14 protein-coding genes and 1 pseudogene are annotated in these 15,366 nt (G+C 74.8%); 12 read left to right on the top strand and 3 right to left on the bottom strand.

Annotation, left to right across the window (positions count from 1 at the left end):
* Nucleotides 1–10 precede the first annotated feature (10 nt).
* Together AC1VL8_RS04165 and AC1VL8_RS04160 are read right to left on the bottom strand one after the other, a co-directional pair.
* On the bottom strand, nt 11–910 hold the full coding sequence (locus AC1VL8_RS04165) for a MetQ/NlpA family ABC transporter substrate-binding protein (protein ID WP_389234124.1): 900 nt from the start codon (nt 908–910) through the stop codon (nt 11–13).
* A 528-nt stretch (nt 911–1,438) separates the two neighbouring features.
* Nucleotides 1,439–2,353, bottom strand: coding sequence for a MetQ/NlpA family ABC transporter substrate-binding protein (locus AC1VL8_RS04160; protein ID WP_483074256.1), 915 nt, complete (start codon nt 2,351–2,353; stop codon nt 1,439–1,441).
* 427 nt (nt 2,354–2,780) lie between these two features.
* Here AC1VL8_RS04160 and AC1VL8_RS04155 point away from each other — a divergent pair.
* From AC1VL8_RS04155 to AC1VL8_RS04145, 3 genes and pseudogenes are all read left to right on the top strand, one after another.
* Nucleotides 2,781–5,415, top strand: a pseudogene (locus tag AC1VL8_RS04155) (DNA polymerase III subunit gamma and tau).
* 43 nt (nt 5,416–5,458) lie between these two features.
* On the top strand, nt 5,459–6,058 hold the full coding sequence (gene recR, locus AC1VL8_RS04150) for a recombination mediator RecR (protein WP_389234115.1): 600 nt from the start codon (nt 5,459–5,461) through the stop codon (nt 6,056–6,058).
* Between the two features lie 127 nt (nt 6,059–6,185).
* A complete protein-coding gene (locus AC1VL8_RS04145) occupies nt 6,186–6,755 on the top strand; it encodes a DUF5063 domain-containing protein (protein ID WP_389234836.1) in 570 nt (189 codons plus the stop codon).
* Nucleotides 6,756–6,905: 150 nt separating this feature from the next.
* On the opposite strand, the gene AC1VL8_RS04140 is transcribed toward AC1VL8_RS04145, so the two are convergent.
* Entirely contained in the window at nt 6,906–7,331 is a 426-nt protein-coding gene (locus tag AC1VL8_RS04140) for an organic hydroperoxide resistance protein (protein WP_483074255.1), read from the bottom strand.
* Between the two features lie 107 nt (nt 7,332–7,438).
* Here AC1VL8_RS04140 and AC1VL8_RS04135 point away from each other — a divergent pair, with 107 nt between their 5' ends.
* The 9 genes from AC1VL8_RS04135 (at nt 7,439) to AC1VL8_RS04095 (ending at nt 15,311) form a co-directional block, all read left to right on the top strand.
* Nucleotides 7,439–8,056: a TetR/AcrR family transcriptional regulator gene (locus tag AC1VL8_RS04135; RefSeq protein ID WP_483074254.1), complete on the top strand. Its 618-nt coding sequence runs from the start codon at nt 7,439–7,441 to the stop codon at nt 8,054–8,056.
* Nucleotides 8,053–8,832 (top strand): sulfite exporter TauE/SafE family protein, encoded by a 780-nt coding sequence (locus AC1VL8_RS04130; RefSeq protein ID WP_483074253.1) that lies wholly within the window; start codon nt 8,053–8,055, stop codon nt 8,830–8,832. Before AC1VL8_RS04135 ends, AC1VL8_RS04130 begins: the two co-directional genes overlap by 4 nt.
* Before the next feature lie 135 nt (nt 8,833–8,967).
* Nucleotides 8,968–10,245, top strand: a complete 1,278-nt coding sequence (locus tag AC1VL8_RS04125; protein WP_389234103.1) for an aspartate kinase — start codon at nt 8,968–8,970, stop codon at nt 10,243–10,245.
* Nucleotides 10,242–11,312, top strand: coding sequence for an aspartate-semialdehyde dehydrogenase (locus AC1VL8_RS04120; RefSeq protein ID WP_483074252.1), 1,071 nt, complete (start codon nt 10,242–10,244; stop codon nt 11,310–11,312). The genes AC1VL8_RS04125 and AC1VL8_RS04120 overlap by 4 nt, the downstream gene beginning before the upstream one ends.
* Nucleotides 11,313–11,472: 160 nt before the next feature.
* The gene (locus AC1VL8_RS04115) at nt 11,473–11,868 is read left to right on the top strand and encodes a GntR family transcriptional regulator (protein WP_483074251.1); all 396 of its coding nucleotides are present in this window, start codon (nt 11,473–11,475) and stop codon (nt 11,866–11,868) included.
* Nucleotides 11,865–12,773 (top strand): ABC transporter ATP-binding protein, encoded by a 909-nt coding sequence (locus AC1VL8_RS04110; protein WP_483074250.1) that lies wholly within the window; start codon nt 11,865–11,867, stop codon nt 12,771–12,773. The genes AC1VL8_RS04115 and AC1VL8_RS04110 overlap by 4 nt, the downstream gene beginning before the upstream one ends.
* Nucleotides 12,770–13,561, top strand: coding sequence for a hypothetical protein (locus AC1VL8_RS04105; protein ID WP_483074249.1), 792 nt, complete (start codon nt 12,770–12,772; stop codon nt 13,559–13,561). Before AC1VL8_RS04110 ends, AC1VL8_RS04105 begins: the two co-directional genes overlap by 4 nt.
* A gap of 24 nt (nt 13,562–13,585) precedes the next feature.
* A complete protein-coding gene (locus tag AC1VL8_RS04100) occupies nt 13,586–14,539 on the top strand; it encodes an ABC transporter ATP-binding protein (protein WP_483074248.1) in 954 nt (317 codons plus the stop codon).
* Nucleotide 14,540: 1 nt separating this feature from the next.
* The gene (locus AC1VL8_RS04095) at nt 14,541–15,311 is read left to right on the top strand and encodes an ABC transporter permease (RefSeq protein ID WP_483074247.1); all 771 of its coding nucleotides are present in this window, start codon (nt 14,541–14,543) and stop codon (nt 15,309–15,311) included.
* The last annotated feature ends 55 nt before the right edge of the window (nt 15,312–15,366 follow it).

Below are 15,366 nucleotides of genomic sequence, written 5' to 3'. Positions count from 1 at the left end.
GGGACGTGGCTCAGGCGTTGTCGGCGACCAGGGTCTGCAGCTCGTCGAGGCTGGTCTGCAGCTCCTCGGGCGTCAGGTTCTGCTCGACGGCGGTGCCCTGGTTCTCCTCGAGCAGCTGCCCGATGACCTCGTCGCGGTGGTAGATCTCGATGAGCTGCGCGTACACCGGGTTGTCGGCGTCCTCGGCGCGGGCGACCCAGATGTTCACGTACGGGCGGGCCGTGTCCGTGTCCTCGAGGTCGGAGTAGATCGCCGTGGTCGGGTCGATGCCCGCGTCGGCGGCGAAGTTGTTGTTCACCACGGCGCCGTCGAGGTCCTGCAGCTGGATCGCGGTCTGGTTGGCGTCGACGGGGACGACCTTCACCCGCGAGGCGGCCTCGTCGATCTCGGCGGGCGACGACAGCGCGTTGCCGCCGTCCTTCAGCTCGATGAGCCCGGCGGACTGGAGCACGAGCAGCGCGCGCGCCTGGTTGGTCGGGTCGTTCGGGATCGCGATCTCGCCGCCGTCGGGGATGTCGTCCGGCGTCGCGTAGCCCTGGGTCGTGTAGAGGCCGAGCTGGTAGATCACGGTGCTGCCGATGGGTGCGAGGTCGTCGCCGGCGCTCTCGTTGTAGTTCGCGAGGAACAGCAGGTGCTGGAACTGGTTGAGCTCGAGCTGGCCCTCGGACAGGACCGGGTTGGGCTGCTGGTAGTCGGTGAAGTTCACGAGCTCGACCTCGATGCCCTCCTCGGCGGCGAGGTCCGTGAACGTCGTCCAGTACTCCTTGCTGATGTCGGTGACGCCCACGCGCACCGTCACCGGGTCGTCCGTGCTGGCGGCCGTGGGGGCGGCGGCGGGCCCGCCCGACGAGCAGGCGGCGAGCGCCGCGACGGTGAGGGCGGCGAACGCGGCGGTCAGGGTGCGCTTCATGGGGGAGTGCCTTCCAGGTGCGGTCCGTGTCGGGACCGGTGGTGCGGGCGGTGACGGGTGGCGCGGCGAGGGGCGCGGCGCCGGGGCCGACCGGCGGGGGTCCGGGCCCGTGCGACGTGCGTCGGGGGTCCGGGGGTGCGCCCCACCCGCGGGCCGGCCGCGCGGGGCGCGGGCGGCGTCAGGGACGGGGGCGGGTTCCGCCGGGGGTGGCCGAGCTGCGTGGGAGCAGCGTCAGCACATTCGGAGACGACAGCACAGGAGACCGCGGCACGACCCGTCGAGGGCGCGCACGGACGGCGCGCGGCGCTCGGAGGCGGCGTGGGTGCTCACAGCAGGGCTCCTGTCCCGGGAGGGGGCGGACGGCGGCGACAGTAGCACCCGGCTGCGACGGCCCGTCCGGCGGTCTCACGGCTCCACGAGCGGGTGCCGCGCTCCACGGTCCCACCCTCGCGAGGGCCCCGCCAGCGCGGCCGACGGCGCCGGCCCCCGCGGAGGGGCCGGCGCCGTCGGTGGCGTGCGGGTCGTGGATCAGGCGCCGGAGGTCCGCACCAGCTCCTCGAGGTCCGCGAGGTCGGACTGCAGCTCCTCGGCGGGGACGTCCTCGACCACGGCGGTGCCGCCGTTCTCCTCCAGGAGCTGGTCGGTGACCGCCTTCGAGTGGTAGATCTCGATGAGCTGCGCGAACACCGGGTTGTCGGCGTCCTCGGCCCGGGCGACCCAGAGGTTCAGGTACGGGCGGGCCGTGTCCGTGTCCTGCAGGTCGGAGTAGATCGCCGTGGTCGGGTCGATGCCCGCGTCCGTGGCGAAGTTGTTGTTGATGACGGCGCCGTCCAGGCTCTGCAGCTGCACGGCGGTCTGGTTGGCGTCGACGGGGACGACCTTCACGCGCGAGGCGGCCTCGTCGATCTCGGCCGGGGTCGAGAACGCGTTGCCGCCGCCGGCCAGCTCGATCAGCCCGGCGGACTGGAGCACCAGGAGCGCACGCGCCTGGTTCACCACGTCGTTCGGGATGGCGATCTCCGCGCCGTCCGGGACGTCCTCCGGGGAGGCGTAGCCCTTGGTGGTGTAGAGGCCGAGCTGGTAGATCGCGGTCGAGCCGATCGGCTGCAGGTCGTCGTCGGACGCCACGTTGTAGTTGGCCAGGTACAGCAGGTGCTGGAACTGGTTCAGCTCGAGGTCGCCGGAGCTGAGGATCGGGTTCGGCTGGGCGTAGTCGGTGAAGTTCACCAGCTCGACCTCGATCCCCTCCTCGGCGGCGAGGTCCGTGAACGTCGTCCAGTACTCCTGGGCCTTGTCGGTGACGCCGACCCGGACGGTGACGGGGTTGTCGGCGTCGGCGGGCGCGGTGGCGTCGCCCGCGGAGGCGCTGCCGCCGGACGCGCACGCGGCGAGGGACGCGGTGGCGGCGATCGCGGCGATCCAGGCGGTCAGTCTGCGCTTCATGGGGGGAGTGCCTCTCGGGGGGTGCGGGTCCCGGCGGGGTGCCGGGGAGCGGGTGGGGTGGGGCGAGCGGGTGTGCGGCGCGGGCCGCACCGGTGGCGCCCGGCGCCGTGCGGCCGCGGGTGCGGCGGGTCGGCGCGGGCGGCGGCGGTCGGACCGGCGGGCGGGCGGCCGTGGGCCACCTCGTCGTCGCGGGAGGGTCAGACCGCGGGGGTACAGCGACAGGCGACCAGGGTCACGGCGGGGCGCGCGGTGCGGTGGTGCATCGGTCGGCCTCCTCCCGTGCGGCGGTCCGCCGGACCCGGTCGGTCGGCGCTGTGCGGGGAACGTAGCGCATTCGTCTCGTTTGATGGAACGCGACGTCCATCTTGTGAGACGGGGTGTCCCGGGACCGTCCCGCGGTGTGGGTGTCCCCCTCTACAGTTCTGGGGTGACGACAGCCCTGTACCGCCGCTACCGGCCCGAGACCTTCGCCGAGGTCGTCGGGCAGGACCACGTCACCGCGCCGCTCCGGCAGGCGCTGCGCAGCGGGCAGACCAACCACGCGTACCTGTTCTCCGGCCCCCGCGGCTGCGGCAAGACGACCTCCGCCCGGATCCTCGCGCGCTGCCTGAACTGCGCCGAGGGCCCGACCGACACCCCCTGCGGGCGCTGCGCGTCCTGCGTCGAGCTCGCCCGCGGCGGCCCCGGCAGCCTCGACGTCGTCGAGATCGACGCGGCCAGCCACGGCGGCGTCGACGACGCCCGCGACCTGCGCGAGCGCGCCACCTTCGCCCCCGCGCGCGACCGGTACAAGGTGTTCATCCTCGACGAGGCGCACATGGTCTCGCCACAGGGCTTCAACGCGCTGCTCAAGATCGTCGAGGAGCCGCCGGAGCACGTGAAGTTCATCTTCGCGACCACGGAGCCCGACAAGGTCATCGGCACCATCCGCTCCCGGACCCACCACTACCCGTTCCGGCTCGTGCCGCCGGACGTGATGGTCGGCTACCTCGAGCAGCTGTGCACCGCCGAGGGCGTGCAGGTCGGCTCCGGCGTGCTGCCGCTCGTCGTCCGCGCCGGCGGCGGGTCCGTCCGCGACTCCCTCTCGGTGCTCGACCAGCTCATCGCCGGGTCCGGGCCCGAGGGCCTCGGGTACGAGGACGCCGTCGCGCTGCTCGGGTACACCCACGCCTCCCTGCTGGACGACCTGGTCGAGGCGGTCGCCGCCCGCGACGGCGCCAGCGCGTTCCGGGTCGTCGAGCGCGTCATCTCCACCGGCCACGAGCCCCGCCGGTTCGTCGAGGACCTGCTGGAGCGGCTGCGCGACCTCATCGTGCTCGCGGCCTCCGGCGACGCCGCCGCGGCCGTGCTCCGCGACGTGCCCGGCGACCAGATGACCCGGATGCAGACCCAGGCCCGCCAGCTCGGCGCCGCGGAGCTTCTCCCGGTCCGCCGACCTCGTCAACGCCGCGCTGTCCGAGATGACCGGCGCGACCTCTCCCCGGCTGCACCTCGAGCTGCTGATGGCCCGGCTGCTTCTGCCCGCCCTGGACGACACCGCCGCCGGCATCGGGGCGCGCCTCGACCGGCTCGAGCGCGAGGGCGTGCGCGGGGCGACCGGCGGGACGGCGCCCGCGGCTACGGCTGCCGTGACCCCGGCGCCCCCGGTGCCCACGCCCGCGACGCCGGTCGAGCGTGTCGCGGTGGTGACGCCCGCGGTGGCGGCGCCCGCGGTGGCGGCGCCCGCCCCGCCCGCCCCGCCCGCGCCGGTCGCCGCCGTCGTCGAGCCCGAGCCGGTGCCCGTCGAGCCCGCGCCTGCCGAGCCCGTGCCCGCCGAGCCCGGGCCCGTGGCGCCGGTGCCCGAGCCCGCCCCCGAGGCCGACGCACCCGAGGCCGAGCCCGTCGACCACGTCGAGCCCGCCGCCGCTCCCGCCGCGCCCGTAGCCCTGGCCGAGCCCGTCGCCCCGCGCGACGTCCCGACCGCGGAGCCGCAGGCCACGGTCGAGCGCCCCGGCGGCACGCCCGGCGGCGGCGACACCGAGGTGCTGCGTCGTCGCTGGCCGGAGGTCCTCGAGACCCTGGGCCGGCTGAAGAAGACCACGTGGGTGCTGATCAGCCAGAACGCCCAGGTCGTCGAGCTCGACGCGACCACCCTCAAGCTCGGGTTCGCCGCGCCGGGCCTCGCGTCGGCGTTCCGCGGCGGGTCGCACGCGGACCTCGTCCAGCAGGCGGTGCGGGAGACGCTGGGCTTCACCGTCAAGGTCGAGCCGGTGCTCGTGGGCCAGGGCGCCGACGCGTCCGCCGCGCCGCGCGGTGGCGCACCGACCGCCCCCGCGGCGCGCACCGGTGCGCCCAGCGCCGCCGAGGCCGCCGCGTCGTGGGACGCCCCGGCCGCCCGCCCGGCGCCGGTGCCCAGCCCCACGACCGAGGCCGCGCGGGCGCCGCAGGGCGGTTCCGGCCCCGAGGCCGCCACGGCGGTCGACGCGTCGCCCGACGAGGACCCCGAGGCGGCCGTCGACCCCTGGAGCACCGCCGAGGTCGTCGGCGTCGTGGCCCCGGCCCGCCGTCCGGACGCCCCCGCCGCCCCGACGGACTCCGGGCCCGACGCGTCGGCGCCCGGCACGTCCACGTCCGGCGCGTCGACCGACCCCGCTCCCGGCCGCCCCGGGAGCCCTGCCCGGGGCGCGGCCGACCCCGCCCCCGCCGCCCGCGCGACGTCCGCCGCCCCGCCGCCGTGGGACGTCCCCGAGGGCGACGTCCCTGGCGCGCCGGAGCCGCCGCCGGACGACGACTGGGCCGCCGTCGAGCCGCCCACCCCGGACGGCCCGCCCGAGCCCGCCGGTGGCGCGTCGCGCTCCGGTGCTGGTCCGGCCGCCCGTCCGAGCGGTGCCGACCGGGTCCGTGCCGCCGCGCGCGCGGGTGCGTCCGCCGCGCCGAGCGCCCCCGCCCGCAACCGGTGGGCCGACGACGAGCCGTCGATGGACGACCCCGACATCGGGGCGAACGGCCTGGCCGGCGTGCCGCTGGTCGTGCAGATGCTGAGCGCCACCGTGGTCGAGGAGCTCGTCGACGAGGGCTTCTGACGCGCCTGCCGGCTGAACGGGCCGGGGGCCGTACCCTGGACAGGTGTACGAAGGCGCGGTCCAGGACCTGATCGACGAGCTCGGGCGGCTGCCCGGCGTCGGTCCCAAGAGCGCGCAGCGGATCGCGTTCCACCTCCTCGCGGCGGACGCGACGGACGTGCGGCGCCTCGTCGACGCGTTGACCGAGGTCAAGGCCCGCGTGAAGTTCTGCACGGTGTGCGGCAACGTGTCCGAGGAGGACCTCTGCCGGATCTGCCGCGACCCGCGCCGGTCGGCGGCGGTGATCTGCGTGGTCGAGGAGCCGAAGGACGTCGTCGCGATCGAGCGCACGCGGGAGTTCCGCGGGAAGTACCACGTGCTCGGCGGGGCCATCAACCCGATCGCGGGCATCGGCCCGGACGACCTGCGCATCAAGGACCTGCTGACCCGGCTCGCGGACGGCACCGTCACCGAGGTGATCCTGGCGACGGACCCGAACGTCGAGGGCGAGGCGACCGCGACGTACCTCGCGCGCCTGCTGGTGCCGATGGGGCTGACGATCAGCCGCCTGGCGTCGGGCCTGCCGGTCGGCGGCGACCTGGAGTACGCCGACGAGGTCACGCTCGGCCGGGCGTTCGAGGGTCGGCGCCGCATCAGCGCCTGACCGTCCGCGCAGGTCAGGGTGTCGCGGCCGGATCCGGCGGGCGTCACGCGACGCTGCGGTGCACGATGGCGGCGTGACCGGCGCCGACGACCTCCCGCAGCAGCCGAGCCCGCCCCGGGTGGACGACCTGGCGCTGGACCCGGAGTCCGCGGACCTGCGCGGGGTCGCCGACTCGGTGGCCCGCGAGTGCCGCGCGTACCTGACGACGGTCACGGAGGTCGGCGCCGGGAGCAACCCGGACGCCGCGATCCCGCTGCTGCTGCTCGCGGTGTCGGACGTGCTGGCGGTGGGGGCGCGGCTCGGCGCGATCGTCGACGTGGTGCCCAGCGAGCGCTACGAGCCGGACGTCGGGCCCGACCCGGACGTCGACCCGCTGCGGGTGGCGCTCGGCCGGGTGCTCGAGGGCGTCGACGAGTACGCCGAGGTCGTCGACCCGGTGCTGGGCGGGGAGGTCGCGACCGCCACGCTGTCCGGGGACCTGGTCGCGGTCGCCGGCGCGCTGGTGCAGGGGCTGCGGCACTACGACCGGGGCCACGTCCTCGAGGCCCTGTGGTGGTGGCAGTTCTCGTACCTGTCGAGCTGGGGCGAGCGGGCGTCGAGCGTCCTGCGCACCCTGCAGACCCTCCTGGCCCACCTCCGCCTCGACGTCGAGGACGACGTGGCAGCCGAGGCGGAGTACGACGCCCTCCACCCCTGACCCACCCACGCACCCCACCCGCGCACCCCACCCGCGCACCCCACCCGCGAGGGCGGCAGGGACACCACGAGGGCGTACTCCGCGGAGTACGCCCTCGTGGTGTCTCGTGCGCCCTCGCGGCCAGAGCGCGGCCGGCGAGGGGGGCGGGGGTCAGGCGACGGTGGTCTCCAGGACCACGTCGATGTTGCCGCGGGTGACGTTGGAGTAGGGGCAGACCTCGTGGGCGCGGGCGACGAGGGCCTCGGCGGTCGCCTGGTCGACGCCGCCGATCTCGACGTGCAGCGTGGAGGTCAGCGTGAACGCGCCGCCCTCGACGGGGACGATGCCGATGTCGGCGACGACGGCGCTGTCCTGGATCACGGTCTTCTGCGCGGCGGCGACGGACTTGAGCGCGGAGTGGAAGCACGCGGCCCACCCGGCGGCGAACAGCTGCTCGGGGTTGGTGCCGCCGCCGGCGCCGCCCATCTCGGTCGGGATGGCGAGCGTCACGTCCAGGACGCCGTCGCTGCTGGTGACCTGGCCGCCGCGGCGGCCCTCACCGGTCGAGGTGGCGGTGGCGGTGTAGATGGCGCTCATGAGTCCTCCGAGAGGTAGACGAACTAGTACGTCTACACTAGCCGAGTTCGCGCGCGTCCGTGCCAGACTGGCGGCCGTCGACCACGTCGCACCCCAGGAGGACCCGCATGCCGACCACCGTCGAGGCCGCCCCCCGGCCCGCCGGCGCCGCCGCGCGGGTCCTCGACGCCGCCTCCCGGCTGTTCTACGCGGACGGGATCCGGGCCGTGAGCGCGGACCGCGTGATCGCGGCGGCCGAGGTCAGCAAGGTGACGTTCTACCGGCACTACCCGACCAAGGACGCGCTCGTCGTGGCGTACCTCGAGGCCGTGGACGCGGCGGAGCGCGCGGCGCTCGACGTCGTCCGGGCCGAGCACCCCGGCGACCCCGGGGCCGTGCTGCGCGGGTACGCCGACGCGCTCGGCCGGCAGTCGTGCACGGCGGGGTTCCGGGGCTGCCCGTTCATCAACGCGGCCGCCGAGTACGCCGACCCCGCGCACCCGGTCCGCCTCGTCGTCGCCGAGCACCGGCGCTGGATGGTCGGGGCCGCGGCGGACCTGCTCGCGGACCTGGACGTGCCCGACGCCACCGCCGTGGCCGAGGACCTGGTCATGCTCCGGGACGGCGCGATGGTCGCGGGGTACGTCGGCGGTGCGGAGCGCGCGCGGGTCGTCACGGCCACGCTGCGGCACGCGGGTGCGGCCATCGTCGCCGCCCACCGCGCGACCGGCACCGCCGGCGCGTGACCCTCTCCGGCCTGGACCTGTCGCTCGGCACCGTCCTGCTGCTCGTCCTCGCGGGGTTCGCCGCGGGCTGGGTGGACGCGGTGGTCGGCGGCGGCGGCCTGGTGCAGCTGCCCGCGCTGCTGCTGGTCCCGGGGATCAGCCCCGTGCAGGCGCTGGCGACGAACAAGCTCGCCGGCATCCTCGGCACCTCGGTCAGCGCCGCGACGTACTACCGCCGCGTCCAGCCGGACCTGCGGACCGCGGGACCGATGGCGGCGGCGGCCCTCGCCGGCGCGGGGGGTGGTGCGGCGCTCGCGTCGCTGCTGCCCGAGGACGTGTTCGTGCCGGTGATCCTGGTCGCGCTGGTCGCGGTCGCCGGCTACACGGTCGCGCGCCCGCAGGTCGGCCGGGCCACGGAGCTGCGCTGGCAGGGCCGCACGCACCTGCTGGTCGCGCTCGGGCTCGGCGTCGTCATCGGCGGCTACGACGGCCTGCTCGGCCCGGGCACCGGCTCGTTCCTGGTGATCGCGCTGGTCGGTGTGCTGGGCTACGCGTTCCTCGAGGCCTCCGCGCAGGCGAAGATCGTCAACGTCGCGACGAACCTGGGCGCGCTGGTCGTGTTCGCGGTGCAGGGGGCGCCACTGTGGCTGCTCGGGCTGCTGGTGGGGGCCGCGAACGTGCTCGGCGCGTACCTGGGCGCGCGGACCGCGGTGGCGCGGGGCAGCGGGTTCGTGCGGGTGGTGTTCCTCGTGGTGGTGGCGGTGCTGATCGTGCGCCTGGGGTGGCAGCTGCTCTGAGTGGGCGCGCGTGCCCGGGCGGCGGTCCCGCCATGCGGGCGGACCCGGGGCTGCCGCGTGCCCGGGTCCTAGACTTCGCCCGACCCCGCCGGTCGCCGCGCGCGACCGCACCCCGCACCCGGAAAGCTCCCTCTCGTGGCCCTCATCGTGCAGAAGTACGGCGGTTCCTCGGTCGCTGACGCCGACAGCATCAAGCGCGTCGCGAAGCGGATCGCGGAGGCGAAGCGCGCGGGCGACTCGGTCGTCGTGGTGGTCTCGGCGATGGGCGACACGACGGACGAGCTCATCGACCTCGCGCAGCAGATGACGCCGCTGCCGCCGTCGCGGGAGATGGACATCCTGCTGACCGCGGGCGAGCGGATCTCGATGTCGCTGCTCGCGATGGCGATCTCCAGCCTCGGCGTGGACGCGCAGTCGTTCACCGGCCAGCAGGCGGGGGTCATCACCGACTCGGTGCACGGCCGCGCGCGGATCATCGACGTGACGCCGGGCCGCATCCAGCAGGCCGTCGAGGGCGGCGCGGTCGCGATCGTGGCCGGGTTCCAGGGCGTCACGCAGAGCACGAACGACGTGACGACGCTGGGCCGCGGCGGCTCGGACACGACGGCGGTGGCGCTGGCCGCCGCGCTGGGCGCCGACGTCTGCGAGATCTACACGGACGTCGACGGCGTGTTCACCGCCGACCCGCGGATCGTCCCGACGGCCCGCAAGATCGACCGGATCAGCTACGACGAGATGCTGGAGATGGCGGCGAGCGGCGCGAAGGTGCTGATGCTGCGCTGCGTCGAGTACGCCCGGCGGTACGCGGTGCCCGTGCACGTGCGCTCGTCGTTCTCCGCCCACACGGGCACCCTGGTCACGGACGCCACCGAGGAAGTCGAAGGAGCACCGATGGAGCAGCCGATCATCGCCGGCGTCGCGCACGACCGCAGCGAGGCCAAGATCACGATCGTCGACGTCCCGGACGTGCCCGGCAAGGCCGCGCGCATCTTCGAGGTCGTCGCGGGGTCGGGCGTGAACCTCGACATGATCGTGCAGAACGTCTCGGTGGCCTCGACCGGCCGGACGGACATCTCGTTCACCCTGCCCGCCGCCGACGGTGCCGCCGCGACCGCCGCGCTGACCGAGCACCAGCCGGACATCGGCTTCGGCTCGCTGCAGTACGACGACACGATCGGCAAGCTCTCGCTGATCGGCGCGGGGATGAAGTCGCACCCGGGCGTCTCGGCGCGGCTGTTCGCCGCGCTGTCGGACGCGGGCATCAACATCGAGATGATCTCGACCTCCGAGATCCGCATCTCGGTCGTCACCCGCGCCGACCAGCTCGACGAGGCCGTGCGCGCGGTGCACACGGCGTTCGACCTGGACAGCGCCGACGGGCAGGCCGTGGTCTACGGGGGGTCGGGACGATGAGCGAGCAGCACGCGCGCGGCCTGCGGGTCGGCGTCGTCGGGGCCACCGGCCAGGTCGGTGCCGTGATGCGCCGCCTGCTCGAGGAGCGCGACTTCCCGGTCGCGGAGATCCGCTACTTCGCCTCGGCGCGGTCGGCGGGCACGACCCTGCCGTGGCGGGGCCGGGACGTCGTGGTCGAGGACGCGGAGACCGCCGACCCGACCGGGTTGGACATCGCCCTGTTCTCCGCGGGCGGCGCGACCTCGAAGGCGCAGGCCCCGCGGTTCGCGGCGGCCGGTGCGGTGGTCGTCGACAACTCGTCCGCGTGGCGGATGGACCCGGACGTCCCGCTGGTCGTGTCCGAGGTGAACCCCGGCGCCCTGGACGAGGTGCGCAAGGGCATCGTCGCGAACCCGAACTGCACGACGATGGCCGCGATGCCGGTCCTGCGGGTGCTGCACGAGGAGGCCGGGCTGCGTCGGCTGGTCGTGTCGACCTACCAGGCGGTGTCCGGCAGCGGGCTCGCGGGCGCGCGCGAGCTCGACGACCAGGTCCGCGCGGCGGTTGGCCAGGACACGCTCGGCCTGGTGCACGACGGCTCGGCGGTGACGTTCCCGGCACCGGTGAAGTACGTCGCCCCGATCGCGTTCAACGTGATCCCGCTGGCCGGCAACCTCGTCGACGACGGCTCGCTGGAGACCGACGAGGAGCAGAAGCTCCGCAACGAGTCCCGCAAGATCCTCGGGCTGCCGGACCTGCTGGTCTCCGGGACCTGCGTGCGGGTGCCGGTGTTCACGGGCCACTCGCTGTCGGTCAACGCGGAGTTCGACCGGCCGATCACGCCGGAGCGCGCGCAGGAGCTGCTGGCCGGGGCCCCGGGCGTGCGGCTCGCCGACGTGCCGACCCCGCAGCAGGCCGCCGGCGCGGACCCGTCGCTGGTCGGCCGGATCCGGCAGGACGAGGGCGCGCCCGAGGGTCGTGGCCTGGCGCTGTTCATCTCGAACGACAACCTCCGCAAGGGCGCGGCGCTGAACGCCGTGCAGGTCGCGGAGCTGCTCGCCGAGCGGCTGGGTGCCGCCACCGCCTGATCCGCGCAGCGCGCCACGCCGCACCACGCCGAGCCCGGGACCGCCACGGTCCCGGGCTCGCGCGCGCCCGGGGGTCTTGCGCGGTACGAGGCTCTGTGGTTCATTAGTGGAGTAATGAACCACAGAAGCCCACGGGCATCCGCAGGAGAGGAGGTCACCCGTGTTCGACGGCCGTGACCCCATCTACGTGCAGATCGCCGACCAGATCCGCCAGGACGTCCTGCGGGGCGACCTCCAGCCCGAGGAGCAGGTGATGAGCACCACGCAGTACGCCACCACCTTCCGCATCAACCCCGCCACCGCGGCCAAGGCGTTCGCGCAGCTCGTGGACGACGGCATCCTCTACAAGCGCCGCGGCGTCGGGATGTTCGTCGCGGCGGGCGCGCCCGACCGGCTGCGCGCCGAGGGTCGCGAGTCGTTCTTCGCGGACGTCGTCGACCCGGTCGCCGACCAGGCCCGCGCGCTCGGCATCCCGCTGGAGGACGTCGTCGCCCGGCTGCGCGCCCGGACCGCCCGCGCGACCACCACCACCGAGGCCGAGGGGGCCGCGTCATGAACCCGCTGGGTGTGGAGGTGCGCGGCCTGACCGTGCGCTACGGCCGGACGACCGCGCTCGACTCCGTGGACCTTACGTTCCCCGCCGGTGCGATCACCGGCCTGCTGGGCCGCAACGGTTCCGGCAAGACGACCCTCGCGTCCGTGGTCGCCGCGTTCCGTCGCCCGACGGCGGGCACGGTGCTGGTCGGCGGCGAGGACCCGTGGGAGAACGAGGACGTGGTCCCGCGGGTGCTGCTGGTCCGGGAGTCGGGCGACGTGCTCGACACCGAGAGCCTGCGCACCAACCTGCGGTACACCGAGGACTGCCGGCCGCAGTTCTCCCGCGAGGTCGCCGAGCGGCTGATGGACCGGTTCGAGCTGGACCCGACCCGCAAGCCGCAGAAGCTGTCCCGCGGCCAGAAGTCCGCGTTCGGCATCGCCCTCGCGGTCGCCACCCGCGCGGACCTGACGATCCTCGACGAGGTGCACCTCGGCCTCGACGCCCCCACGCGGTACGCCTTCTACGACGCGCTCATCGAGGACTACATCGCCCACCCGCGCACGATCGTGCTGTCCAGCCACCTGATCGGCGAGGTCGAGCGGCTGCTCGAGCACGTCGTCGTGCTGGACCACGGCCGGGTGCTGCTCGCGCAGGAGACCGACGCGGTCACCGCGCGCGGCATCGCGGTGACCGGGCCGACGCGCGAGGTCGAGCGGTTCGTCGTCGGCCGGACCGTGCTCAGCCGGCAGCAGCTCGGCGGCACCGCCCAGGCGACGGTGCTGGCGACCCTCGACGACGGCGAGGCCGCCGACGCGCGGGCCGCCGGGCTCGAAATCGGCCCCGTGCCGCTGCAGGACCTGTTCGTGCACCTGACCGCCGACGGCGCCGCCGACGCGGCCCGCGAGATGGGGAGGGCCTCATGAGCACCACGACCACCGAGCGCGGCCGCACGGCCCTGTTCCCCGCCCGCCCGGTCCGCCGCCAGGGACCGGTGCTGCGGACCGCGGTGTCGCTGCTGTCCTGGTTCTGGGCCGTCGCGCTCTGGTACTGGGCGATCGTCCTGGTCATCGTGATCGGCGTGCCGTTCCTGGTGCGCGCCGTCGCGGGCGACGTGGACGTGTCGATCCTGTGGAACGCGCGGCAGAGCGGGATCTGGTTCCCGTTCTCCGTGCTGATCGGCGTCGCCACCACGTACCCGGCGGTGCACGTCGCCAACGGGATGACCCGCCGCAGCTACGCCCGGGGGGCGCTGGTCGCCGTCGTGGTCAGCGCGGTGGCGTTCGCCCTCATCATGTCCGGCGGCCTGCTCCTCGAGCGGGCCTGGTACGACGCGATGGGCTGGGGCTGGCGCCTGCAGGAGGGCTGGTTCGCCCCGGGCGACGGCGGCATCCTCGGGGTGCTCGTCGCGTACCTCGCGACGTTCCTGGTGTCGTACCTCAGCGGCCTGCTGGTGGGGACCGTCTACCTGAGCGCCGGCGGCTGGTGGGGCACCCTCACCCTGCCGCTCACCGTGGGTCCGGTCGTGCTGCTGATGATCCTGGTCGACAACCCGTACGACTGGGTGCCGTACTCGCACCTGTTCGGCACGGCGGCCGACGGCGGGACGCCGCTCGCGCTGATCGCCACCGTCGCCGCCGTCCTGGCCCTGGCCCTGGCCGCGGCGTTCTGGGCCCTCGCGACGCGGTGGTCCGTCCCGCCGCGCCGCGGCTGATCCGCGCACCGACGAGGGGGACCGATGACCACGCACGACGACGACGCGGTGATCCGGGTCGAGCACCTGAGCAAGCGGTACGGCAGCACGGTCGCCGTCGCCGACGTCAGCCTGACCGTCGCCCGCGGGGAGATCGTGGGCGTGCTCGGCCGCAACGGCGCCGGCAAGACCACGACGGTCGAGATGATCGCGGGCCTGCGGGACCGGGACGGCGGCGCGGTCACGGTGCTCGGCCTGGACCCCCGGCGGGACGGCGCGGCGCTGCGCGACCGGGTCGGGCTCCAGCTGCAGGAGAGCGCGCTGCCGGCCCGGATCACCGTCCGGGAGGCGATCGAGGAGTACGCGGGGTTCTACGACGAGCCCGCCGACCCCGACCGGCTGCTGCACGACCTCGGGCTGGTCGACAAGGCCGGCACCCGGTACGCCGCGCTGTCGGGCGGCCAGAAGCAGCGGCTGTCCATCGCGCTCGCCCTCGTCGGCGACCCGGAGATCGCGATCCTGGACGAGCTCACCACCGGCCTCGACCCGCAGGCGCGGCGGGACACCTGGGACGTCGTCGAGGGCGTCCGTTCCCGCGGGGTCACGGTCGTCCTGGTCACGCACTTCATGGAGGAGGCCGAGCGCCTCTGCGACCGGGTCGTGCTGATCGACGCCGGCCGGGTCGTCGCCGAGGGGACGCCCGCCGAGGTGGCCGCCCGGGTCGGGGCGGAGCAGACCCTCGTCTTCCGGCCGTCCGCGCCGGTGGACCTCGCGGCGCTGGCCGCCCTCGGCCCCGTGGCGACCGCGGAGGCCCGGCCGGACGGCGCGGTCGAGGTCCGCGGCACCGGCAACGTCGTGCAGGACGTGATGGTCGCGCTCGCCGCGGCCGGGGTGCGCCCCGACGACCTGCACGTGCACCGCAGCACGCTCGAGGACGCGTTCGTCCGCCTGACCGGCGCCGATGCCGACGCCGGGTCACCGACCCCCGTGGAGGCCTGACATGTCCGCCACCAGTGCCCGCACGCTCGCCCGGGTCACCGCCGTCGAGGGGCGGCTCGCGCTGCGCGACCCGTCGAACTTCTTCTTCGCCGTGCTGTTCCCGCCGGTGCTGCTGACCGTCCTCGGCCTGCTGATGCCCTGGGGCTCCATGCCGTTCAGCGAGGACGACCCGCTGCTGTCGCGGATCAACGGCATCACCGGGTACACCCCCGTCGTGCTGGCGCTCGCGATCGGTACGGTCGCGCTGTCCTCCTACCCGATCACGATCGCCACCTACCGCGGCCAGGGCGTGCTGCGCCGGCTGTCGACGACGCCGCTGCCGCCGTCCCGGCTGCTGATCGCGCAGATCGCCGTGAACGTCGTCGCGCTGCTCGTCGCGGCCGCGCTGACGCTCGCCCTCGGGATGCTGGTCGTGGACGTCGCCGCCCCGCGGGACCCCGGTGTCGCGCTGCTGGCGTTCCTGCTGTGCGCGACGGCGACGTTCGGCCTCGGCTCGCTGATCGCGGCGAGGGCGCCCACCGCGGGCTCGGCCACCGGGTTCGGCATGACCGCGTACTTCGTGTCGCTGTTCTTCGCCGGGGTCTGGCTGCCGCTGCCGATCATGCCGGACGTCATCCAGCAGATCGCGGCGTGGACCCCGCTGGGCGCGGGCTCGCAGGCGATGCTGGACGCGTGGGTCGGGGCCGGCGTCCCCACGCGCGAGCTGCTGGTGCTGGCGGGCTGGACCGTCGTGCTCGTCCCGCTGTCCGCGAGGATCTTCCGCTGGCGCTGACCGGACGCGCAGATCACGGGAGAGTTCGGCGCGAGGGGTGAAGGAACCTGGACCT

It is taken from the genome of Cellulomonas sp. KU4C, from assembly GCF_056868065.1.
The sequence above is the reverse complement of the archived record's forward strand: the minus strand, read 5'-3'. Positions and strand labels throughout refer to the sequence as shown.